This window comes from Paracoccus sp. DMF, from assembly GCF_004407025.1.
Taxonomy (GTDB): domain Bacteria; phylum Pseudomonadota; class Alphaproteobacteria; order Rhodobacterales; family Rhodobacteraceae; genus Paracoccus; species Paracoccus aminovorans_B.
The window spans coordinates 1-21,750 of record NZ_SOKV02000048.1; the positions used below are offsets into that span (position 1 = coordinate 1).

Consider the following 21,750-nt stretch of genomic DNA (forward strand, 5'->3'; position numbering starts at 1 on the left):
GCTCCCCCCGGGATATTTCTGCACAAAAGAGAATATGCGGGCCGGGTCAGAACCGCAGGCCGACCGAGAAACTGGCGCCGTCGGTGCCGATGCCGAAGCTGGCGGCGCCGAGGCTGAGGCCGATCAGGGCGCCGGTCCAGACCTGCTCGGGCGTGTGCTCGCCGGCGTGGAGGCGGCTCCAGCCGGTCAGGCCGGCGGCGCCATAGGCGGCGGCTCCGGCCAAGGGTTTGTCTTCGAAGCATTTTCCGGCGAGGTCCGAGGCGCCGAAGAAGGCGGCCGCGGTATGGCCGGAGGGGAAGCCCTTGCCTTCGCCGGAGGGCCGGCGCGAGATGGGCTGGCCGTCGAAATAGGCCTTCATGCCCCAGACCAGCGCGGCTTGCAGCACGCCGCGGACGGCGAAATCCTCCAGCCGGTCCTGGTCGGCGGCGCAGGCGGCGGCGGCGAGCGGCAGGCCGTATTTCATCGCCGTGCCGAATTGCTCGAACGGGTCGGCCGAAGCGGGCGCGGCGGTCAGGGCAACGGCCAGCAGGGCCGCGCAACGGCTGCGCGCGTTGCGTGACGCAACAGTGCGGGACGCAAAGCCGCCAGGCCCAGCAATTGCTGGGGTTTTCGCTGTGACGGCCGTGCAGCACCCGTGCACCGCGCGTACACCGGGCGTGCACCGCCGGGGCGTCATGCGTGAGCCTCGCCCAGGCGGATCACCCGGTCCATGCGCGACGCCAGCTCGAGGTTATGCGTCGCGATCAGCGCCGAGAGGCCGGTGTCGCGCACCAGCGCCATCAGCACGTCGAAGACCTTGTCCGAGGTCGCGGGATCGAGGTTGCCGGTCGGCTCGTCCGCCAGCAGCAGCGCCGGGCCGTTGGCCAGCGCCCGGCAGAAGGCCACCCGCTGCTGCTCGCCGCCCGAGAGCTGCGCCGGGCGGTGGCCAGCGCGATGCGCCAGACCCACGCGCTCCAGCAGGTCGGCGGCCCGCGCCCGCGCGGCACGGTCGGAGCTGCCGTTCGCGAGCTGCGGCAGGATGATGTTCTCGGCCGCCGAGAATTCCGGCAGCAGGTGGTGGAACTGATAGACGAAGCCCAGCGAGACCCGGCGCGCCTCAGTGCGGGCGCGGTCGCCCTGCCCGCTGAACTCGCGGCCGTCGATCAGCACCCGGCCCGAGTCGGCGGTGTCGAGAAGCCCGGCGATATGCAAGAGCGTCGATTTGCCGGCGCCGGAGGGGGCGACCAGCGCCACCACCTCGCCCCGCGCCACCGAAAGCGACAGGTCCGAGAGCACCGGCACCGGCGCCGGGCCGCCCTTGCCATAGGTCTTGCAGATGCGCTCGAGGGTCAGCACGTCATTCATAGCGCAGCGCCTCCACCGGGTTCATGCGGGCGGCGCGGCGGGCCGGGAAGATGGTCACGACGAAGGACAGCACCAGGGACAGCGCCACGGCGCGGAAGATGTCCCAGGCGCGCAGCTCGCCATGCAGGGCATAGATGCCGCGCACCTCGGGCTGCCAGGCATTGCCGCCGGTCAGCCAGTTCAGCGCCGTCATGATGTGATCGACGTTCAGCGACAGCGCCACGCCCAGCACCACGCCCACTGCCGTGCCGATGATGCCGGTGAAGGCGCCGCAGAGGAAGAAGACCCGCAGGACCGCGCCTTGCGTCAGCCCCATGGTGCGCAGGATGCCGATGTCGCGGCCCTTGTTCTTGACCAGCATGATCAGGCCCGAGGTGATGTTCATCGCCGCGATCAGGACCAGGATCGACAGGATCAGGAACATCACGTCATCCTCCATGTCGAGCGCCGAGAGGAAGCTCGACGAGGCGTCGCGCCAGCTCCAGACCTGGGCGCGCTCGCCCGCCGCCGCCAACAGCTCGGGTGTCCAGCGGTCCACCTGCTCGGGGTCCGCGACATAGACCTGGATCTCGTCGGCCATGCCGTCGCGGTTGAAATAGCTCTGCGCCTCGGCGAAGGGCATGTAGATGCGGGTCTCGTCGATGTCCCAGCGCCCGGCCGAGAAGATATAGGTCACCGGATAGGTCTCGACCCGGGGCGTGGTGCCGACGGCGGTCTGCGCCCCCTCGGGCGAGACCAGCTGGATGCTGTCGCCGACCGCGACGCCCAGGGTGCGGGCCAGGCCGATGCCGATGGCGACGCCCTTGTCGTAATCCGCGATGTCGCCCATGGCGCGGTCGGAATCGACCACGCCGGGCAGCGCCTTCAGCGCCTCGGCGCTGAGGCCATAGACGTCGCCCAACCCGCTGGCGCCGCCCTGCGCCGCCATGACCTTGCCGCGCACCGCCGGGTCGGCCCGGGTCACGCCGGGAAGCGCCGCGATCTTTTGCGCCAGCGCGTCGTAATCCTGGATGGTGCCGGGGGTGACATAGGTCTCCTCGGTCAGCTCGTTATAGACCTGGCTCGGGTAATACATCACCGTGGTATGCGGGTTGGCGCCCAGGAGCGTGTCGATGAAATCGGCGCGAAAGCCCGCGCGCACCGACAGCGTGGCGATCAGCGCCATGACGCCCAGCGCGATGCCGATCAGGCTGATCCAGGTCATGACGCTGACCCCGCCCTCGGCCCGGCGGGCACGCAGGTAGCGCCAGGCGATCAGGAATTCGTAACGGGAAAACGGGCGCGGACTGGCCATCTGTCACCTTGGTTCTGCTTGCGCCTGATTGGCGGCTCTGGCGCGGCAATGCAAGCAAACAAACCCGTGACGGCGCGGGCTTGCGGCGGGTGGGCGCCGTGCTAGCCTGGGGGCGAGAGAGGAGAGGCGATGCGCGATCCCGAAATCCGTCCGGCCGGGCCGGGCGACGTGGCGCCGGCGGCGCGCATCGTCGCTGATGCCTATGGCCGCTATGTGGCGATGAACGGGCTGGTGCCCGGGCCGATGCGCGACGATTACGCCGCCCGGCAGCGCGAGGGCGTGCTGTGGGTGCTGGACGATGGCGCGGTGCGCGGGCTGCTGGTGCTGATCCCGGGCGCGGACCATCTGCTGCTGGACAATGTCGCCGTCGATCCGGCCGCGCAGGGCCAGGGCTATGGCCGGCTGCTGATGGATTTCGCCGAAAGCCATGCCCGGCGGGCGGGGCTGCCGGTGGTGCGGCTTTATACGCAGGAGATCATGGCCGAGAACATCGCGATCTATGCCGCGCGCGGCTATGTCGAGACGCATCGCGCCACCGAGCTGGGCTTGCGGCGGGTCTATATGGAAAAGCGGGTTTAAGGGGAGACGGTATTGACGCCACTCTCAGCCGGCGGGTTGGCCATCGGTCACCTTGGGTTTGCTTCGGGACTGATTGGCAAGGATGAGGGCGAAGGCAAGGCTACAAGGGCGTGAGCGGGGGCTTGGCGCAGGCTGGGCGCGGCTATCTCTGGTCGTCCTGCATCGGCGGAAGGGTGACGGTCACGTCGCCGCCTTTGTCCTGCACCGGGATCGAGCCGATCCAGCCGCCGATGTCGCGCAGAGGCCGCACGACAAGATCGTCCATGAGATAGGAGAAATAGGCTTGCCCCAGCGCCCAGCAGCAGAACAGAGCCAGGACGATGATGATCAGCAAGCGCCACAATGACGGCACACCCGGTTCCTGCATTCTGATCTCTGCCATGGTTTGCGATTCGTCTGGATGCAGTCCTATCAGGCGCGGTCGGGACAGGCGACGGGGCTTCGTTCCGGATCCCGCCCCCCTTCAAAGCGGCCCTGGGCGGCGTTCCTCGGACAGCATGACGTTCGCCTCGACCTGGCCCACGCCGGGCAGGGTCATGATGCGGCGGCGCAGGATGCGTTCGAAATCGGCGATGTCGCGGGCGGTGATGCGCAGGCGATAGTCGAACTGGCCCAGGACGTGCTGGACCACCTGAACCTCGGGGATGGCGGTCACGGCGCGCTCGAAATCCTCGAGGCTGGTGCGGCCCTTGGCGGCGAGCCGGATGCCCAGGAAGACGGTGACGCCGAAGCCCAGAGCGGCGGTATCGACCACGATGCGGCGGCCGGCGATGATGCCGGCATCCCGCAGGCGCTTGATCCGGCGCCAGGCGGCGGGCTGGGTCAGGCCCAGGTCGCGCCCGATCTCGGCCGCGCCCAGGGTGGCGTCGGCGGCCAGCAGGCGCAGGATGGCGAGGTCGGTGGCATCGGGGGTCACAGCGGCAGCTCCTGGCGGTCCTTGATGTTGCTGACCAGCATCAGCGCGTCGCTGTCCGAGACATGCGGCAGGGTCAGGATGCTTTCGCGATAGATCTGCTGCCAATGCGCCATGTCGCGGGCGATCACCGACAGCCGCAGGTCGACCGAGCCGAGGAAGGTCTGGATCTCGGTCACCTCGGGGACGCGGCGGGCGGCGGCCTGGAATTCGTCGAAGGCGCGGGGGTGGGTCTTGTCCAGGGTGAAGCGCAGGCTGACCTGGACCTCGTAGCCGAGCTTGCGCCAGTCGATGCGGCTCTCGGTGGCGCGGATCACGCCGGTCTGGCGCAGCTTTTCCAGCCGGCGCCACAGGCTGGCCGGGGTGACGCCGGCGCGGCTCGCCAGTTCGGCATTGCCGAGGTCGGGGTCGGCGAGAAGCTGGCGCAGGATGCGGCGGTCGGTGGCGTCGGGCATGATTTTTTCATTTTGGCGAGTCGTTGATTATTATCTTCGCCACATAGGGAAGGAAAGCGCGAAGATTGCACGGAACACGCTGGGCGGCTTTGCTACAACGCCTTCAGCGAAATGGAGGGAGTTTCCGATGCGCGTTTACTATGATCGCGATTGCGACGTGAACCTGATCAAGGACAAGAAGATCGCCATGCTGGGTTACGGCAGCCAGGGCCACGCCCATGCGCTGAACCTGCGCGATTCGGGTGCCAAGAACGTCGTCGTGGCGCTGCGCGAGGGCTCAAGCTCGGCCAAGAAGGCGGAAGCCGAGGGGCTGAAGGTCATGGGCATCGCCGAGGCCGCCGCCTGGGCCGACCTGATCATGTTCACCATGCCCGACGAGCTGCAGGCCGAGACCTACAAGAAATACGTGCATGACAATATCCGCGAAGGCGCCGCCATTGCGTTCGCCCACGGCCTGAACATCCACTTCGGCCTGATCGAGCCGAAGAAGGGCGTCGATGTCATCATGATGGCGCCGAAGGGCCCCGGCCACACCGTGCGCGGCGAATACACCAAGGGCGGCGGCGTGCCCTGCCTGTTCGCGGTGCACCACGACGCCACCGGCAAGGCGCAGGACCTGGCGCTGAGCTATTGCTCGGCCATCGGCGGCGGCCGCTCGGGCATCATCGAGACCAACTTCCGCCAGGAATGCGAAACCGACCTGTTCGGCGAGCAGGCCGTGCTGTGCGGCGGTCTGGTCGAGTTGATCCGCATGGGCTTCGAAACCCTGGTCGAGGCCGGCTACGAGCCGGAAATGGCTTATTTCGAGTGCCTGCACGAGGTGAAGCTGATCGTGGACCTGATCTACGAAGGCGGCATCGCCAACATGAACTACTCGATCTCGAACACCGCCGAATATGGCGAGTATGTCTCGGGCCCGCGCATCCTGCCCTACGAGGAAACCAAGAAGCGCATGAAGGAAGTCCTGACCGACATCCAGACCGGCAAGTTCGTGCGCGACTTCATGCAGGAGAACGCCGTCGGCCAGCCGTCCTTCAAGGCGACGCGCCGCATCAACGACGAACACCAGATCGAGAAGGTCGGCGAGAAGCTGCGCGCCATGATGCCCTGGATCAGCAAGGGCAAGATGGTGGACAAGGAGCGCAACTGAGCGCCCTGCCCCAAGGAAAAGCCCCGCCGTCTGGCGGGGCTTTTTTTATTTCAGGATACGCCCTGCGCCGCTTGCAGCCGGGCGATGGCGCGCTGTTCGTCGCCGGCCGTGTAGCCCGCCTTCAGCAGCCGCACCAGCTGGGCGGTGAAGGCCGGGTCGGTGGTCTGCAGCGCCGCGATCTGCTGGTCGGTGAGCAGGGCCACATATTCCAGCGCCACGTCGTCGCTGTCGGTGAAATGCGCCTTTTCCAGCCGGTCGAAGATGGCACGCAGCCGGCGCGTGTTGGTGCCGAGCCCGGCGCAGAACTTCGCCAGCCCCTTTTCGTCCATGTTCACCGTCATGCCCCAGCCGCCGGTGCGGAAGCGGTTGACGACGAATTCGCCGTCCTGCTCGACGTAATTGCTGAAGCCATGCGCGACCTTGAAGCCGACCTTCGAGCTCGACAGGTCCATGGTCAGGTCGAGGAAGCTGACCGGGTCGAAGGTATAGGCGTTGTTCACCCGGTTCAGCCCGACCGGCCAGCCGCGTGCGGGCGAGCCGAAGCTGTTGACCTCGAGCCCGCGCACCGAGCCGGCGCCCTTGACCAGGGTCACCGCCGACAGCGCATTCGAGGTCACCAGGTTGCCCTGGCTGTGGCAATAGATCGGCGCGCCGAGCATGCCGCCGGGCTGGCCGATCAACAGCGCAAACAGCGATTGCGCCGCCGGGTTGCCGGCAAGCATCTCATGCGCAAAGGTTTCCTTGGTCAGCATCGGGCGCTTTTCGCGGCTCTTCTGCCAGACCTGCTCGAAGAAGGCGATCCAGTTGGTGTTGTGGTTCAGGTTCGAGGTCTGGACCTGCGTCAGCTTCGCCTTGTCGGTGATGCATTGGAACAGGTCGGTCCAGAAACCGTCCTTCTTGTTGTAGACGCCGAAAACCGGGCAGCCCAGCATCAGGGACAGCGCCTCGGCGCTGGCGCGATGGTCGGCGCCGCTGTTCAGCATGCCGTTGACGAAGATCACCGGCCGGGTCGGGTTGAACCAGCTTTTATTTTGCACCTCGGGCGAGACATAGCGCGTCACCGCCCCGTCCGCGACAGGCGTGGCGCCCTGCGCGATGGTTGGAAATTGCATTCTGAACCTCCTGAACGAATCGGCCCTGGGCCAGCTGAAAAATCATTCCTCGAGCACCTCCAGCACCCCGGGCACCACCCGCAGCGCCTGGCGCGCGGGCGTGGTCAGGGGCGCATCGGCCGCGATCTCGATATCGACCAGATCGTCGCCGTCCTTGAGCCGCAGCGCGATCGGGCCGCGCGCCCGGGCCGGCGCGTTCACCTCGGCCAGGATGCGGGCCAGGGCGTCGGCGATGCCAGGGACAGCATCGACGCCGGCGATCTCGACCGCAAGCCGGTTCGCGCCGGCATCGGCGACGTATTGGTCCAAGGGCGTGACGCCGCGCGCCAGCAGCTTCACCTGCTCGCCCGAGGGTTCGACCTGCACCTGCAAGACGACGTTCTCGCCCGGCTCCAGGTGCTGGCGATGGGCGTCGAGCGTGTCGGAGAATACCGTCACCTCGTAAAGCCCGGTCGGATCGGAAAGACCGACGAAGGCGAAGCGGGTGCCGCGGGCGGATTTCTTTTCCTGGCGGAAGGCCACGGTGCCGGCCATCGAGGCGACCAGCGCGCCATCCGCCGCCGCCTGCGTCACCTCCGAGAGCGTCTGCACGTTCTTGCGGCGCAGCGCCGGCTGGTAGTCGTCCAAGGGGTGGCCCGAGAGGTAGAAGCCGATGGCGGCGTGCTCCTCGCCCAGCTTCTCGGCCGGCATCCAGATCGGCGCCGGCACGGGCCGCGGCGGCGGCAGATCCTCGCCCCCGCCGAAGAGCGAGCTTTGCTGCGAGGCCGCGGCTTCCTGCACCGCCGCCGACCAGGCGACCAGGCCGTCGAGCGACTTCAGCACCCGGGCCCGGTTCGGCTCCAAGAGGTCGAAGGCGCCGGCGCGGGCCAGCATCTCCAGCGGGCGCTTGCCGACGCGCTTCATGTCGACGCGGCGGGCGAAATCGTGCAGGTCGCGGAAGGGTGTCGGCCCGCGTGCCTGGGTAATCAGCCGCATCGCCTCGACGCCGACGCCCTTCAGCGCACCGAGCGCGTAGTGGATGCGGCCCTGATGCACGCTGAATGTGGCTTCAGAACGGTTGACGCAGGGCGGCACGGTCTCGATCCCCATCCGGTCGGCCTCGCGTTTATAGACGGCGAGCTTGTCGGTCAGATGAATATCGCAGTTCATCACCGCGGCCATGAATTCGACCGGGTGGTTCGCCTTCAGCCAGGCGGTCTGGTAGCTGACCACGGCATAGGCGGCGGCGTGGGATTTGTTGAAGCCGTAGTTGGCGAATTTCTCAAGCAGGTCAAAGACCTCGCCGGCCTTCTTCTTGTCGATTCCCTGCGCCGCGCAGCCGTCGACGAACTTCGGCCGCTCCTTGGCCATTTCCTCGGCGATCTTCTTGCCCATGGCGCGGCGGAGCAGGTCGGCGCCGCCCAGGGAATAGCCGGCCATGACCTGGGCGATCTGCATCACCTGTTCCTGATAGACGATGATGCCCTGCGTCTCGGCCAGGATATGGTCGATGGTGGGGTGAATGGATTCAAGGGGTTTGAGGCCGTTCTTCACCTCGCAATAGGTCGGGATGTTCTCCATCGGGCCGGGGCGATAGAGGGCGACCAGCGCGACGATATCCTCGATGCAGGTCGGCTTCATGCGCCGCAGCGCGTCCATCATGCCCGAGCTTTCGACCTGGAACACCGCCACGGTGCGGGCGCTGGCGAACAGCTCGTAGCTGGGCTTGTCGTCCAGCGGGATCAGGTTGATCTGGTTCTCGGCCCCCGGCGCGGGTTGGTAAAGCTGGCGCCCGTCGGCGGCGACATGCAGCGGCCGGCCGCCGGTGTTGATGAGATCGACGGCATTCTGGATCACCGTCAGGGTTTTCAGGCCGAGGAAGTCGAACTTGACCAGCCCGGCCTGCTCGACCCATTTCATGTTGAACTGCGTCGCCGGCATGTCCGAGGCCGGGTCGCGATAAAGCGGCACCAGCCGGTCCAGCGGCCGGTCGCCGATCACCACGCCGGCGGCATGGGTCGAGGCGTTGCGCAGCAGCCCCTCGATCTTGGCGGCATAGTCCAGCAGGCGGGCCACGACCTCTTCCTTGGCGGCTTCGCGCAGGCGCGGTTCATCGGCCAGGGCCTTGGTGACGCTGACCGGCTTCACGCCCTCGACCGGGATCATCTTCGACAGCCGATCGACCTGGCCGAAGGGCATTTGCAGCACGCGGCCGACGTCGCGCACCGCCGCCTTGGACAGCAGCGCGCCGAAGGTGATGATCTGGCCGACCTTGTCGCGGCCGTATTTCTCTTGCACGTACTGGATCACCTCCTCGCGGCGATCCATGCAGAAGTCGATGTCGAAGTCGGGCATCGAAACCCGCTCGGGGTTCAGGAACCGCTCGAAGAGCAGGCTGTAACGTATTGGATCCAGGTCGGTAATCGTCAGCGCATAGGCGACGAGGCTGCCCGCGCCCGAGCCGCGGCCCGGCCCGACCGGGATGCCGTGGTCCTTGGCCCATTTGATGAAATCGGCCACGATCAGGAAATAGCCCGGAAAGCCCATCTGCTCGATGATGCCAAGCTCGAAGCGCAGGCGTTCCTCGTATTCCGCGACGGGCACGGCATGGGGGATGACCGCAAGCCGGGCGCGCAGGCCGTCCCAGGCCTGGCGGCGCAGCTCCTCGACCTCGTCATCCGCGAAGCGCGGCAGGATCGGCTTGTGCTTCTTGACCGCGAAGGCGCAGCGGCGGGCGATCTCGACGGTATTCTCCAACGCCTCGGGCAGGTCGGCGAACAGCGTCGCCATCTCGGCCTGGGACTTGAAGTAATGCTGCGGCGTCAGCCGGCGGCGCGGCGCGGTCTGGTCGACATAGGCGCGTTCCGAGATGCAGATCAGCGCGTCATGCGCGGCATAGAGATCGGCCTTGGGGAAATAGACATCGTTCGTCGCCACCAGCGGCAGGTCGAGCGCATAGGCAAGCGCGATCAGCCCCGGCTCGGCGGCCTGTTCCTCGGGGACCGGGCGGCCCTCGGCGTCGTGGTGGCGCTGGAGCTCGACGTAAACCCGGGTCGGGAAGGCGGCGGCGAGCCGTTGGGCCAGTTCGCGCGCCTCGGGCACGCGGCCTTGCGCGACCAGCAGGCCCAAGGGGCCCAGCGCGCCGCCGGTCAGGCAGATCAGCCCCTCGGCATGGGCCTCCAGCTGGTCCAGCGTGACATGGGGCAGCGCGGCATCCTCGCGCAGGTAGAGGCAGCTCGACAGCTGCATGAGATTGAGCCAGCCTGCCTCATTCTGCGCCAGCAGCACCACCGGCGCCGTCACCTCGGCCGCGAGCGTCACCTGGCAGCCGATGATGGGCTGCACGCCACATTCCTGGGCCTTGACCGAGAATTCCAGCGCCGCAAACAGCGCGTTGGTATCGGTCAGCGCCACCGCGGGCATGCCGTTTTGTGCTGCAAGATCAGCAAGTTTCTTGACGGGCACCGCGCCTTCCAGCAGGGAATGCTCGGAATGGGTGCGCAGGTGGATGAATCGCGGCAGGTTTTCGGTCATGGCGGCAATCTAGGGCCGACCTGCCCGATTGTGCAATTGCCACTCGGCGGAAAGCCGCTAAGACTGGGCGAAAAACGACAGGGGCGCATAGTGACCGATGTTTTCCGGGCCGAGGGCCTGGGCAAGACCTATCCCGGCGTGCGCGCCAATGACGCTGTCAGCTTTGCCGTCGGCCCGGGCGAGATCCACGCCCTGCTGGGCGAGAACGGCGCCGGCAAGTCCACGCTGGTCAAGATGATCTATGGCCTGGTGCGGCCCGACGACGGCGCGATGACCCTTTTGGGCGCCCCCCACGCGCCGGCCGATCCGCGCGCGGCGCGGGCTGCCGGCGTCGCCATGGTGTTCCAGCATTTTTCGCTGTTCGACGCGCTGACCGTGGCCGAGAACGTGGCGCTGGGAATGGAGAACCCGCCGCCGCGCACCGACCTGGCCCGCCGCATCGCCGAGGTCAGCCAGGCCTATGGCCTGCCGCTGAACCCCGCCCGCCGCATCGCCAGCCTGTCGGCGGGCGAGCGGCAGCGGGTCGAGATCATCCGCTGCCTGTTGCAGGATCCGCGCCTGCTGATCATGGACGAGCCGACCTCGGTCTTGACCCCGCAGGAGGCCGAGATCCTGTTCGCCACCCTGCGCCAACTGGCCGCGCAGGGCACGGCGATCCTGTATATCAGCCACAAGCTGGACGAGATCCGCACGCATTGCGACCGCGCCACCATCCTGCGCCACGGCAAACTCGTGGGCACCGTCGATCCGCGCGCCCATTCCGCGCGCGAACTGGCGGCGATGATGGTCGGGGCCGAGATGCGGATCGTCGACCGTTCCGGCCGGGTGCCGGGGGCCGAGATCCTGGCGGTTTCGGGCCTGTCCGCCGCGGGGCTGCGCGGCGTCTCGCTGACGCTCCGCGCGGGCGAGATCCTGGGCATCGGCGGCGTCGCCGGCAACGGGCAGGAGGCGCTGCTGGCCGCGCTGTCGGGCGAGGAGCCGACCGCGCCGGGCACCGTGGTCATGGACGGCACCGACCTTTCCGCCATGGGCCCCGAGGCGCGGCGCCGGCTGGGCCTGCTGGCCGCGCCCGAGGACCGGCTGGGCCATGCCGCCGTGCCCGAGTTCTCGCTGGCCGAGAACACGCTCTTGACCGCCGGCGCGCGGCAGGGCCTGGTGCGGCACGGGCTGATCGACCACAGCGCGGCGCGGCGCTTTGCCGAAGCCGTGATCCGGGCCTTCGACGTGCGCACCCCCGGCCCCGGCACCGCCGCCGGGGCGCTGTCGGGCGGGAACCTGCAGAAATTCGTCATCGGCCGCGAGGTCCTGGGCAAGCCGCGCGTGCTGGTCGTCAACCAGCCGACCTGGGGCATCGATGCCGGCGCGGCCGCGCAGGTCCGGCAGGCGCTGCTGGACCTGGCCGGCAACGAGGCCGGGGTGATCGTCATCTCGCAGGACCTGGACGAACTGCTGGAACTGTCCGACCGCTTCTGCGCCCTGAACGAGGGCCGGCTGTCGGCACCGCGCCCGACCGAGGGGCTGAGCCTCGAGGAGATCGGGCTGATGCTGGGCGGGGCGCATGGCATGGAGGTGGCGCATGTTCCGGCTTGAGCCGCGCGCCAGCGCGTCCCTGGGCTGGCAGATCGCCACGCCCGTGCTGGCCGTGCTGGCCACCATGCTGGTCGGCGGCATCCTGTTCGCCGCCATGGGCTTCGACCCGCTGGCCGCGATCCGCACCATCTTCTGGGACCCGCTGTTCGGCCCCGCGAGCGGCTATTCGCGGCCGCAGCTGCTGGTCAAGGCCGGGCCGCTGATCCTGATCGCCTGCGGGCTGGCGCTGGGATTCCGCGCCGGGATCTGGAACATCGGCGCCGAGGGGCAATACATCATCGGCGCGATCTGCGGCGCGGCCGTGGCGCTGGCGGCCTATCCGCTGGACGCCTTCTGGATCTTTCCGGCGATGATCCTCGCCGGCGCGGCGGGCGGCTGGGCCTGGGGCATGATCCCGGCGCTGCTGAGGAACTGGTTCGGCGCCTCGGAAATCCTCGTCTCGCTGATGCTGGTCTATGTCGCGCAGAAGATCGCCGCCTGGATGGCCTTCGGCCCGATGAAGAACCCCGAGGGCTTCAACTTCCCCGGCTCGCGCAACCTGCAGCAATACGAGGCCGCCGCGAACCCCGAGCTGATCGCGGGCTCCGGCCTGCATTGGGGCGTGGTCGCGGCCGGGGTGGCGCTGGCGCTGACCTGGTTCGTCATGTCGCGCCATATCCTGGGCTTCCAGATCCGCACCGCCGGCGCCGCGCCGCGCGCCGCGCGCTTCGCCGGCGTGCGCCCCGAGCGGCTGGTGGCGCTGTGCCTGGGCGTCTCGGGCGCGCTGGCGGGGCTTGCCGGCCTGTTCGAGGTCGCGGGGCCGGCGGGCCAGATCACCGAGAGCTTCGGCTCGGGCTATGGTTTCACCGCGATTATCGTGGCCTTCCTGGGCCGGCTGCACCCCCTGGGCATCCTGCTGGCGGGGCTGCTGATGGCGCTGACCTATATCGGCGGCGAACTGGCGCAGATGATGCTGAACCTGCCCGCCGCCACGGTGCAGGTCTTCCAGGGCATGCTGCTGTTCTTCCTGCTGGGCTTCGACATCCTAACCCGCTATCGCATCCGGAGGCGCGCATGATGACCGTCCTGATCCTGCTGATGGGCGCCGCGACGCCGATCCTGTTCGCGGCCCTGGGCGAGCTGGTCGTCGAGCGCGCCGGCGTGCTGAACCTGGGCGTCGAGGGCATGATGATCGGCGGCGCGCTGGCCGGTTTCGCCGCCGCCCATGCCACCGGCAGTCCGGCGGTCGGCTTTGCCGTGGCGGCGCTGGCGGGCGCGGCGCTGTCGATGCTGTTCGCGGTGATGACGCAATACCTGCTGTCGAACCAGGTCGCGACCGGCCTGGCGCTGGTGCTGTTCGGCCTGGGCCTGACCGCGATGTTCGGCAAGCCCTACGAAGGCGTCAAGGCGCCGGCGATGATGACCGGGCCGCTGGGGCTGAACGGCATGATCTGGCTGGGCCTGGCGCTGGTGCCGGCGGTCTGGTGGTTCCTGGCCCGCACCCGCCCCGGCCTGATCCTGCGCGCGGTGGGCGAAAACCACGATGCCGCCCATGCGCTTGGCTATCCGGTGCGCCGGGTGCGCATCCTGGCCACCGGCTTCGGCGGCGCCATGGCGGGCATGGGCGGGGCCTATGTCTCGATCGCCACCGTGCTGCAATGGACCGAGGGCATGACCGCCGGCGCCGGCTGGATCGCGCTCGCCATCGTGGTCTTTGCGCAATGGAACCCCTGGGGCGTGCTGGCCGGGGCCTGGCTCTTCGGCGGCGTCACCGTGCTGCAGCTGCGCCTGCAGGCGGCCGGGGTCGCGGTGCCGGTGCAACTGCTCAGCATGGCGCCCTATCTCGCCACGATCCTCGTGCTGGTGCTGATCTCGGCCCGGCAGAAATTCGGCCGCTCGGGCGGGGGATCTGCCCCTGGCTCGCTCGGGCGGTCCTTCCACGCGCTGCGCTAGCGCCTTTTTCAGGAGACCCGGATGAAACGCAGAACCCTTCTTGGCAGCGCCGCCGCGCTGGTCGCCGCCTCGGCCCTGCCCGCCCTTGCCCAAGGGGAAAAGCTGAAGGTCGGCTTCATCTATGTCGGCCCGGTCGGCGACGGCGGCTGGACCTTCCAGCACGACCTCGCCCGCAAGGCGGTGGTGGAAAAATACGGCGACCGCGTCGAGACCACCTTCATCGAATCGGTCCCCGAGGGCGCTGATGCCGAGCGCGCCATCACCCAGCTGGCGCTGTCGGGCCACAAGCTGATCTTCACCACCAGCTTCGGCTTCATGGACGCGACCGTGAACGTGGCGAAGAAATTCCCCGACGTGAAGTTCGAGCACGCCACCGGCTACAAGACCGCCGAGAACCTGGCGACCTATGACGCCCGCTTCTACGAGGGCCGCGCCGTCATGGGCACCATCGCCGGGCGCATGACCAAGTCGAACAAGATCGGCTATATCGGCTCGTTCCCGATCCCCGAGGTCGTGCAGGGCATCAACAGCTCGTATCTGCACGCCAAGAAGGTGAACCCGAACGTCGAGATGAAGGTGGTCTGGGCCTATACCTGGTTCGACCCGGCGAAAGAGGCCGATGCCGCCGCCGCCCTGATCGCCGAGGGGGTGGACGTGATCCTGCAGCATACCGACTCGACCGCGCCGCTCGCCAAGGCGCAGGAGGCCGGCGCCATCGGCTTCGGCCAGGCCAGCGACATGGCGGCCTTCAAGCCGACGCCGCGCGTCTCGTCGATCATCGACAACTGGGCGCCCTATTACATCAAGCGCGTCGGCGAGGTGCTGGACGGGACCTGGACATCGCATTCGGTCTGGCTGGGCATCGGCGATGGCGAGGTCGAGATCGGCGAGATCACCGAGGCCATCCCCGCCGAGGTCAAGGCCGAGGCCGAGGCGCTGAAGGCGAAGATCGGCTCGGGCGAATACCACCCCTTCACCGGACCGCTGAAGAAGCAGGACGGCAGCGACTGGCTGGCCGAGGGCCAGACGGCCAGCGACGAGGACCTGCGCGGCATGAACTTCTATGTCGAGGGCATCACCGCGCCGATGCCGAAGTGAAAACAGAAACGGGGCCGAAGCCGGCCCCGTCTTTCCGCCTCTGGCGCGCCGCCTATTCCAGGTGGCTTTCCATGAACCACAGATCCTTGTCCGCCGTGCGCGAGGCGGCGGTGAACAGATCGGCGGTATCGGCGTCGCCGGCCTCGTCGGTGGTGTCGATGGCCTCGCGCACCTTCTTGCCGTAATCGCGCATCCGCTCGCAGACTGCCTTGATATGGTCCTCGGCCTTGGTCAGGTCGGTCGGGTATTCCTTCAGGGTGCTGGCCTTGGCCACCTTCTCGACCGTGCCGACGGCAACGCCGTCCAGCACCTGCACGCGCTCGGCCATGGTGTCGACATGCACCTGCAGATTGGCAAAGACGGTATCGAACAGCTCATGCACGGCGATGAAGTTGCGGCCCTTGACGTTCCAATGCGCCTGCTTGATCGCGGCCGACAGCGCCACGGCATCGGCGAGGCGCGCGTTCAGTTCGGCGATGGCGGTCTTGCGGGCATTGTCGCTGAGACCCTGGATGTTGACTGCCATAAGGCATTCTCCTTTCTTCAGGTTCGCCGCCTAAACGGGCGGAAGATGCCGGCAGTTCCGCGAAAACAAAAAGAAAAGGCGGCGCTTCCGCATCGGAAGCACCGCCCCTGGAACCAGTCCCCGGAAGGGATCAGACCGCGCCCTGAATGAACTTCACGGCATCGCCGAAGGTCTGGATGGTCTCGGCGGCATCATCCGGGATCTCGATGCCGAATTCCTCTTCGAACGCCATGACCAGTTCCACGGTGTCCAGCGAGTCGGCGCCGAGATCGTCGATGAACGAGGCGGTCTCGGTCACCTTGTCCTCATCGACACCCAGGTGCTCGACGACGATTTTCTTCACGCGATCAGCGATATCGCTCATGTCTCTTCCTCGTTTTCGCGGGCATCCGCCCAGAAATGGTCCGGCCTATGGCCGGGCGCAGCCCAGGGCGGTTCCCCTGCAGCCTTGTGTGCGGGATATAGCACGGAGACGTGATCTTGCAACCCGCATAAACCACGATCAAAGCATCGCCATGCCGCCGTTGACATGCAGGGTCGCGCCGGTGACATAGCCCGCCTCGGGGCTTGCCAGATACAGCACCGCCGCGGCGATCTCCTGCGCGGAACCCATGCGCCCGGCCGGAATCTGGGTCAGGATGCGGCCCTTCTGCTCGTCGTTCAGCTTGTCGGTCATTGCCGTCTCGATGAAGCCCGGTGCCACGCAATTGACGGTGATCCCGCGCGAGGCGACCTCATAGGCCAGGCTCTTCGACATGCCCACGAGGCCCGCCTTGGCGGCGGCATAGTTGCCCTGCCCCGGGTTGCCGGTGGCGCCGACGACCGAGCCGATGTTCACGATCCGGCCCCAGCGCGCCTTCATCATGCCGCGCAGCACCGCCCGGCACAGCCGGAAGCTCGAGGTCAGGTTCACCTCAATCACCTGCGCCCATTCCTCGTCCGACATGCGCATGAACAGGTTGTCGCGGGTGATGCCGGCATTGTTGACCAGCACGTCGACCGAGCCCATGGCCTCGGCCGCGGCCTTGGGCAGCGCCTCGACGGCGGCGGCATCCGACAGGTTCGCGGTCACGACATGCGCCCGCGACCCCAGCTTCTCGGCCAGTTCGCGCAGCGGCGCCTCGCGCGTGCCCGACAGCGCCACCGTGGCGCCGGCGGCATGCAGCGCCTCGGCCACCGCGCCGCCGATCCCGCCCGAAGCCCCGGTCACTAGCGCATTCCTGCCCGTCAGATCAAACATCAAGCTTTTCTCCGTTTTCCAAATACTCCGGGGGAATCCCGCAGGGATGGGGGCGGAGCCCCCTTATGCCTTCAGCGCCGCGATATCGCCCGGCACGCCGATATTCCGCACCACCGCCTCTTTCGAGACGCGCTTGATCATCCCCGACAGCGCCTTGCCGGCGCCGATCTCCCAGAACTCGGTCACGCCAGCCCCGGCCAGGAATTCGACCGACTCGCGCCAGCGCACCGATCCCGTCACCTGCTCGACCAGCAGCCGGCGGATGGCGCCGGGCTCGGTCACCGGCTCGGCGCGGACATTGGCGACCAAGGGCACGGCGGGGGCTGCGATCTCGACCGCCGCCAGCGCCTCGGCCATCACCGCCGCCGCCGGCTGCATCAGCGCGGAATGGAACGGGGCCGAGACCGGCAGCATCAGCGCCCGCTTGGCGCCGCGCTCCTTGGCCAGGGTCGCCGCGCGCTCCACCGCCGCCTTGTGGCCCGAGATCACCACCTGCGCCGGGTCGTTGTCATTGGCGGCCTGGCAGACTTCGCCCTCGGCCGCGTCGCGCGCGATCTGGTCGACGGTGGCGAAGTCCAGCCCCAGGATCGCCGCCATGGCGCCCTGCCCGACCGGCACCGCCTCCTGCATGGCCTGGCCGCGCAGGCGCAAAAGCCGCGCGGTATCCGCGAGGCTCAGCGCGCCGGCCGCACAAAGCGCCGAATATTCGCCAAGCGAGTGGCCGGCGACGAAATCCGCATCCGCGATGCCGAAACCCTCGGCTTCCAGCGCCTGGAACGCCGCCAGCGAGGTCGCCATCAGCGCCGGCTGGGCGTTCTGGGTCAGGGTCAGGGTCTCGATGTCGCCGTTCCAGATCAGTTCCGACAGGTTCTCGCCCAATGCCTCGTCCACCTCGGCAAAGACCGCGCGCGCCGCCGGATAGGCCTCGGCCAGCTCGCGCCCCATCCCGACGACCTGGGCGCCCTGCCCCGGAAATACGAATGCCCGCATCGCGGAATCCCTTCTGTCTTATGTCCTTGCGACAGGCTTAGCCCGCGGCGGGGCATCCCGCAACCGCGCCGCTCAGCGCGGAATGACGATCTCGGCTCGCAAGCCGCCCAGCCGCTCGCCCTCGCCCAGCCGCAATTGCCCGCCATGGGCGCGGGCGATGTCGGCGGCGATGGCCAGGCCCAAGCCGACGCCCTGGCCCTGGTTCTGGTTGCGCGCCGGGTCGAGGCGCGTAAAGGGCTTCAGCGCCTCCTCGCGCTTTTCGGGCGGGATGCCGGGCCCGTCGTCCTCGACCGAGATGCGGAAATAGCTCGGCCCCAGCGCGGCATCGACCTCGGCCCGCTCGCCATAGCGCACGGCATTGCCGATCAGGTTCTCGATGGCGCGGCGCAGGCTGTCGCGGCTGAAGGTGGCGCGGCCGGATTCGTCGCCAGCCAGCGCGTGCAGCCGCACGTCCTGACCGCCGCGCTGCGCATCCGCCACGATGCCGCGCAGGAAATCCAGTGCCGGTTCCGACTGCGGCGGCGCGTCCTGGGCCGCGTCGCGGGCATGGTCCAGAAAGGCGTCGACCATGGTGCCCATCGCCGCCACGTCGCCTTCCAGCGCCGCGATCTCGCCCTGCTCGGGCGGGTAGTCGGGCGACAGCATCGACAGCCCCAGCCGCAGCCGGGTCAAGGGCGTCCTCAGGTCGTGGCTGACGCCCGAGAGCATCTGCTTGCGCTGCTCGTTCTGGCGCTCGATGCGGGCGCGCATCTCCAGGAAGGCGGTGCCGGCGCTGCGGATCTCGCTGGCCCCGGCCGGGCGATAGGGGATGATGCGGCCCTTGCCATATTCCTCGGCCGCGCGCGCGAGACGCCGGATCGGCCGCAGCTGGTTGCGCAAGAAGATCGTCGCGATGGCGGTCATCAAGAGCGAGGTGCCCACCATCAGCACCAGCAGCTGATGCGGATTCGAGGCGCTGACCCGGGCACGCGGAAACACCAGCAGGTAATCGCCCTTGCCGCCCCGCAGCGTCACCCGCACCTCGCGGCGCTGGCTCAGGTCCACCGCCTCGACGGCGGGCACGCGCGCATGCAGCTCGGCGATGACGATGCGCCCCGAAAGGTCGTAGAAGGCATGCCGGTCGCCCTCTGCCGCCGGCGCCGGCAGGGTCAGCGCCAGCCCCAGCGGTCCCGCGACGGCATCGGCCGAGGCCCGCGCCGCCGCCAGATCCGGCGCCGCCTCGATCCGCGCCGCGACCAGGCCGATCTCGCCGGTCATGCCGCTGGTCATCTGCCGGGTCACGTCCTCGAAATGGCGCTGCAGGAACATGACGGTGACCACGACGGTGACCACGACCACCGGCAGGAACAGGATCAGCGCGGCGCGGCCGTAGAGCCCGCGCGGCATGAAACGCTTCAGCCAGTCGAAATTCATCGCCCTTCGCCTCATTGCGGCCTTGGAAAGCCGGCCGACCCGCGTCTAGGTTAGCGGCATGACACACGCCACGAAAGACCTGCGGATCATTGCCGCCGACAATCCCTCGCCGCTGACCGGTCCGGGCACCAACACCTTCCTGCTGGGCCGCGACCAGGTCGCGGTAATCGACCCCGGCCCCGACCTGCCCGCGCATCGTGCGGCGATCCTGGCCGCGGCCGGCGGGCGGATCAGCCACATCTTCGTGACCCACGCGCATCTGGACCATTCCGGCGGCGCACGGGCGCTTTCGCAGGCGACCGGAGCGCCGATCCTGGGCTTCGGCCCGGCCGAGGCCGGACGTTCGGCCGTGATGCAGCGCCTGGCGGCCGAGGGCGGCATCGCCGGCGGCGAGGGGCTGGACCGCGACTTTGCCCCCGATGTGGCGCTGACCGACGGCGCGGTGGTGGAAAGCGACGAATGGCGGCTGGTGGCGCTGCACACGCCCGGCCATTTCGCCGGTCACCTGAGCTTTCAGGACGGCGCCCGGGTGTTCTGCGGCGACGTGGTGATGGGCTGGTCCTCGACGCTGATCTCGCCCCCGGACGGCGACCTGGGCGACTATTTCCGCACGCTGTCGCGGCTGGACCAACTGGGCGCGGCTGAGCTTCTGCCCGCGCATGGCACGGCGGTCGCCGATCCGCCCGCGCGGCTGGCCGAGCTCGCGGCGCACCGCCGCCTGCGCACGGCGCAGATCCTCGCCGCCCTGCGCGAGGGTCCGGCCGATGCGACGGCGCTGGCGCGGCGAATCTACGACGTGGCGCCGGCGCTGATTCCGGCGGCGACACGCAATGTCCTTGCGCATCTGATCGCGCTTTCCGAGCTTGGCGCGGTCTCGACTCCCGGCCAAATCGCCGCGAATTCAGTGTTTTCCGCAGATTGATCCTTTGGGTCGCGCGGATGCCGCGGATTTTTCGCGAAGATGCAAAAAATCCGCGAATGCCTCTGGACGCCTCCGAGAGGCGAGGCTATACACCGCCCCGTGTTCCGGCGTAGCTCAGCGGTAGAGCAGTTGACTGTTAATCAATTGGTCGTAGGTTCGATCCCTACCGCCGGAGCCATACATCTTGCCCATACCGCTACGCTCGCGGCAGGATCATGACTTATCCCAATAAATCAGCATCCTAGCTCAAATGCTTGGTTGAGCATTCACCCGTGCAGACCCGACACCATGTTTGACTTAGCGGTCAAAACTCGGTCAAACGCTGGGGTTGCTCATGCCACATACCAAGATTACGCAGGCCTTCATTGACGGCCTGCCCTATCAGGATTCCGGGACGCTCTGGGTCCACAACACGGAACTCGCAGGGTCAACCTGTCCATCGGCCAGCGCACGAAAACCTGCTACGCCGCGGGCGAGCATGGGGACCGCTTCGAACGAGGCGCGCGCCGTCGCGCGTGACGTGCTGCTGCCTGAAATCCGTCGCGGCGTCGATCCGCGCGCGAAGCAGCTATCCGACGACGATCAGGCCTATTCGCGCATCGTCGCTGGCATCCGCGGGCACGGCCTGACGACCTGTCAGACCAGATGGCTCGTCGCATCATTCGTGGCAAGGAGAAGCGGCGCGCGGACGAACTGACGGTTGGCCAGGTCTGGCGATGTATGAGGAGCACAAGCAAGCCTTGATCCTTGAGGAGCAAGGCCCGGACAAGGCGCGACGGGCGGAAAACCCATCTCACCCAGCAGCGGGGCTATCTCGGGGCTGCCGAAACCTACGGCCAGGACGGCTCCTGCGCCTCCCCGCTCGAATGGCCGAAAGGCTGAGGGGAGAGGAATCGCTTCTGCGTCGGGTGCAGGAGCGGCCTCGACCTTCTCGGTTGCTTTGGCCTCTCGCGCGGGGCATTGAGCGCGGCGCAAAGGCACGCTACGCCTGCACTTCCTTCGGTTTGCCGTAGGCAACCTTTCCGGCCATCACCTCGAGCGCCCCAGGGGTGCAGACGTTCCGGCTCTGCACCAGCACACGAGCACACATGTTCCCGCGACTTCGCCCAGGCCCCGTCAGGCGCGAGCAGAAAACGCAGCGCCTCCGCCCGGTCGAGTTCCGTCCGGTCCCGCGTTTCATTGAAGGCGTCGTTGACGGCCATCAAGAGAACCGCAACCCACATGTGCTGTTGCGCGTGGTCGCTCTTGTTCGGCACGTGCAGAGTTGTTCGCGACACGGTGGTCAGGCCGTCAATGCCGTGCGGATGGCTTCCGGGGCATCGTCCCAGACCGGACGGGCACGACGCACTTCATCTCGGCGCGGGCCTGCGTCGTCAGGCGCTTGCGGACTTTCAGATAGGTGTCCCGATCACGCGCCTGGGCGCGGATCATGAGGTCTTCCGGCTTGACGTGGACAACGTCGCCGAGTTCGTTCGCTTTCGCGACCGTCCGTTTGAACAGGTCGGAGTTTCGGGTCGGCTTCACTTTTCGCGATATAGAGCGGATCAGGTATTCTCATTCCTCTGATTAGGTGAACGGGTCCGGTTCGTCGCGGGAAGGGGAAACCGCAACCCAATGCCCCGGAACAGCTCTGTCCGCGATCTCCGCCCGGGGTCCTTCGGAAAGTCGATTTCAAACGC

The 21,750-nt window shown here is 67.9% G+C and carries 21 protein-coding genes and 1 tRNA gene; 9 read left to right on the forward strand and 13 right to left on the reverse strand.

The window, feature by feature from the left end:
* Nucleotides 1-46: 46 nt before the first annotated feature.
* The 3 genes from E3D03_RS17255 to E3D03_RS17265 all read right to left on the reverse strand — a co-directional run bounded on the left by E3D03_RS17255 (nucleotide 47) and on the right by E3D03_RS17265 (nucleotide 2,638).
* Nucleotides 47-463, reverse strand: coding sequence for a phosphatase PAP2 family protein (locus E3D03_RS17255; protein WP_263567977.1), 417 nt, complete (start codon nucleotides 461-463; stop codon nucleotides 47-49).
* Between the two features lie 209 nt (nucleotides 464-672).
* Nucleotides 673-1,344 carry an ABC transporter ATP-binding protein gene (locus tag E3D03_RS17260; protein ID WP_263567978.1) on the reverse strand — a complete coding sequence of 224 codons (672 nt, stop codon included), beginning with the start codon at nucleotides 1,342-1,344 and terminating at the stop codon, nucleotides 673-675.
* Nucleotides 1,337-2,638, reverse strand: coding sequence for an ABC transporter permease (locus E3D03_RS17265; RefSeq protein WP_263567979.1), 1,302 nt, complete (start codon nucleotides 2,636-2,638; stop codon nucleotides 1,337-1,339). The genes E3D03_RS17260 and E3D03_RS17265 overlap by 8 nt, the downstream gene beginning before the upstream one ends.
* 129 nt (nucleotides 2,639-2,767) lie before the next feature.
* Between E3D03_RS17265 and E3D03_RS17270 the strand changes: the two genes are divergently transcribed.
* Nucleotides 2,768-3,217 carry a GNAT family N-acetyltransferase gene (locus E3D03_RS17270; protein WP_263567980.1) on the forward strand — a complete coding sequence of 150 codons (450 nt, stop codon included), beginning with the start codon at nucleotides 2,768-2,770 and terminating at the stop codon, nucleotides 3,215-3,217.
* A 142-nt stretch (nucleotides 3,218-3,359) separates the two neighbouring features.
* Here E3D03_RS17270 and E3D03_RS17275 read toward each other — a convergent pair whose 3' ends face one another.
* The 3 genes from E3D03_RS17275 to E3D03_RS17285 all read right to left on the reverse strand — a co-directional run bounded on the left by E3D03_RS17275 (nucleotide 3,360) and on the right by E3D03_RS17285 (nucleotide 4,585).
* Nucleotides 3,360-3,599, reverse strand: a complete 240-nt coding sequence (locus tag E3D03_RS17275) for a hypothetical protein (protein ID WP_263567981.1) — start codon at nucleotides 3,597-3,599, stop codon at nucleotides 3,360-3,362.
* 81 nt (nucleotides 3,600-3,680) lie between these two features.
* On the reverse strand, nucleotides 3,681-4,133 hold the full coding sequence (locus E3D03_RS17280; RefSeq protein ID WP_263567982.1) for an Lrp/AsnC family transcriptional regulator: 453 nt from the start codon (nucleotides 4,131-4,133) through the stop codon (nucleotides 3,681-3,683).
* A complete protein-coding gene (locus E3D03_RS17285) occupies nucleotides 4,130-4,585 on the reverse strand; it encodes an Lrp/AsnC family transcriptional regulator (RefSeq protein ID WP_263567983.1) in 456 nt (151 codons plus the stop codon). The genes E3D03_RS17280 and E3D03_RS17285 overlap by 4 nt, the downstream gene beginning before the upstream one ends.
* Nucleotides 4,586-4,712: 127 nt before the next feature.
* Between E3D03_RS17285 and ilvC the strand changes: the two genes are divergently transcribed.
* Complete coding sequence (gene ilvC / locus E3D03_RS17290) at nucleotides 4,713-5,735, forward strand: ketol-acid reductoisomerase (RefSeq protein WP_062560891.1); 1,023 nt, start codon at nucleotides 4,713-4,715, stop codon at nucleotides 5,733-5,735.
* 50 nt (nucleotides 5,736-5,785) lie between these two features.
* On the opposite strand, the gene E3D03_RS17295 is transcribed toward ilvC, so the two are convergent.
* Together E3D03_RS17295 and dnaE are read right to left on the reverse strand one after the other, a co-directional pair.
* On the reverse strand, nucleotides 5,786-6,847 hold the full coding sequence (locus tag E3D03_RS17295; RefSeq protein WP_263567984.1) for a hypothetical protein: 1,062 nt from the start codon (nucleotides 6,845-6,847) through the stop codon (nucleotides 5,786-5,788).
* Between the two features lie 42 nt (nucleotides 6,848-6,889).
* On the reverse strand, nucleotides 6,890-10,360 hold the full coding sequence (gene dnaE, locus E3D03_RS17300) for a DNA polymerase III subunit alpha (RefSeq protein ID WP_263567985.1): 3,471 nt from the start codon (nucleotides 10,358-10,360) through the stop codon (nucleotides 6,890-6,892).
* Nucleotides 10,361-10,450: 90 nt separating this feature from the next.
* Here dnaE and E3D03_RS17305 point away from each other — a divergent pair, with 90 nt between their 5' ends.
* The 4 genes from E3D03_RS17305 to E3D03_RS17320 are packed head-to-tail and all read left to right on the forward strand — an operon-like array spanning nucleotide 10,451 to nucleotide 14,980.
* Complete coding sequence (locus E3D03_RS17305; protein WP_263567986.1) at nucleotides 10,451-11,950, forward strand: ABC transporter ATP-binding protein; 1,500 nt, start codon at nucleotides 10,451-10,453, stop codon at nucleotides 11,948-11,950.
* The gene (locus tag E3D03_RS17310) at nucleotides 11,937-13,007 is read left to right on the forward strand and encodes an ABC transporter permease (protein ID WP_062560895.1); all 1,071 of its coding nucleotides are present in this window, start codon (nucleotides 11,937-11,939) and stop codon (nucleotides 13,005-13,007) included. Before E3D03_RS17305 ends, E3D03_RS17310 begins: the two co-directional genes overlap by 14 nt.
* Nucleotides 13,004-13,882 carry an ABC transporter permease gene (locus E3D03_RS17315; RefSeq protein ID WP_263567987.1) on the forward strand — a complete coding sequence of 293 codons (879 nt, stop codon included), beginning with the start codon at nucleotides 13,004-13,006 and terminating at the stop codon, nucleotides 13,880-13,882. Before E3D03_RS17310 ends, E3D03_RS17315 begins: the two co-directional genes overlap by 4 nt.
* Before the next feature lie 21 nt (nucleotides 13,883-13,903).
* Nucleotides 13,904-14,980: a BMP family ABC transporter substrate-binding protein gene (locus tag E3D03_RS17320; protein WP_263567988.1), complete on the forward strand. Its 1,077-nt coding sequence runs from the start codon at nucleotides 13,904-13,906 to the stop codon at nucleotides 14,978-14,980.
* 52 nt (nucleotides 14,981-15,032) lie between these two features.
* On the opposite strand, the gene dps is transcribed toward E3D03_RS17320, so the two are convergent.
* From dps to E3D03_RS17345, 5 genes are all read right to left on the reverse strand, one after another.
* Entirely contained in the window at nucleotides 15,033-15,506 is a 474-nt protein-coding gene (dps, locus tag E3D03_RS17325) for a DNA starvation/stationary phase protection protein Dps (RefSeq protein ID WP_263567989.1), read from the reverse strand.
* A gap of 130 nt (nucleotides 15,507-15,636) precedes the next feature.
* Nucleotides 15,637-15,870, reverse strand: a complete 234-nt coding sequence (locus E3D03_RS17330; RefSeq protein WP_010397399.1) for an acyl carrier protein — start codon at nucleotides 15,868-15,870, stop codon at nucleotides 15,637-15,639.
* 138 nt (nucleotides 15,871-16,008) lie between these two features.
* Nucleotides 16,009-16,746 carry a 3-oxoacyl-ACP reductase FabG gene (fabG, locus tag E3D03_RS17335; RefSeq protein WP_263567990.1) on the reverse strand — a complete coding sequence of 246 codons (738 nt, stop codon included), beginning with the start codon at nucleotides 16,744-16,746 and terminating at the stop codon, nucleotides 16,009-16,011.
* Between the two features lie 63 nt (nucleotides 16,747-16,809).
* On the reverse strand, nucleotides 16,810-17,736 hold the full coding sequence (gene fabD, locus E3D03_RS17340; protein WP_263567991.1) for an ACP S-malonyltransferase: 927 nt from the start codon (nucleotides 17,734-17,736) through the stop codon (nucleotides 16,810-16,812).
* 72 nt (nucleotides 17,737-17,808) lie between these two features.
* Nucleotides 17,809-19,149: an ATP-binding protein gene (locus tag E3D03_RS17345; RefSeq protein ID WP_263567992.1), complete on the reverse strand. Its 1,341-nt coding sequence runs from the start codon at nucleotides 19,147-19,149 to the stop codon at nucleotides 17,809-17,811.
* Nucleotides 19,150-19,207: 58 nt separating this feature from the next.
* Between E3D03_RS17345 and E3D03_RS17350 the strand changes: the two genes are divergently transcribed.
* The 3 genes from E3D03_RS17350 to E3D03_RS17360 all read left to right on the forward strand — a co-directional run bounded on the left by E3D03_RS17350 (nucleotide 19,208) and on the right by E3D03_RS17360 (nucleotide 20,768).
* Nucleotides 19,208-20,071 (forward strand): MBL fold metallo-hydrolase, encoded by an 864-nt coding sequence (locus tag E3D03_RS17350; protein ID WP_263567993.1) that lies wholly within the window; start codon nucleotides 19,208-19,210, stop codon nucleotides 20,069-20,071.
* Between the two features lie 103 nt (nucleotides 20,072-20,174).
* Nucleotides 20,175-20,249, forward strand: a tRNA-Asn gene (locus tag E3D03_RS17355).
* Nucleotides 20,250-20,405: 156 nt separating this feature from the next.
* On the forward strand, nucleotides 20,406-20,768 hold the full coding sequence (locus E3D03_RS17360) for a hypothetical protein (RefSeq protein WP_263567994.1): 363 nt from the start codon (nucleotides 20,406-20,408) through the stop codon (nucleotides 20,766-20,768).
* Nucleotides 20,769-21,750: the final 982 nt, after the last annotated feature.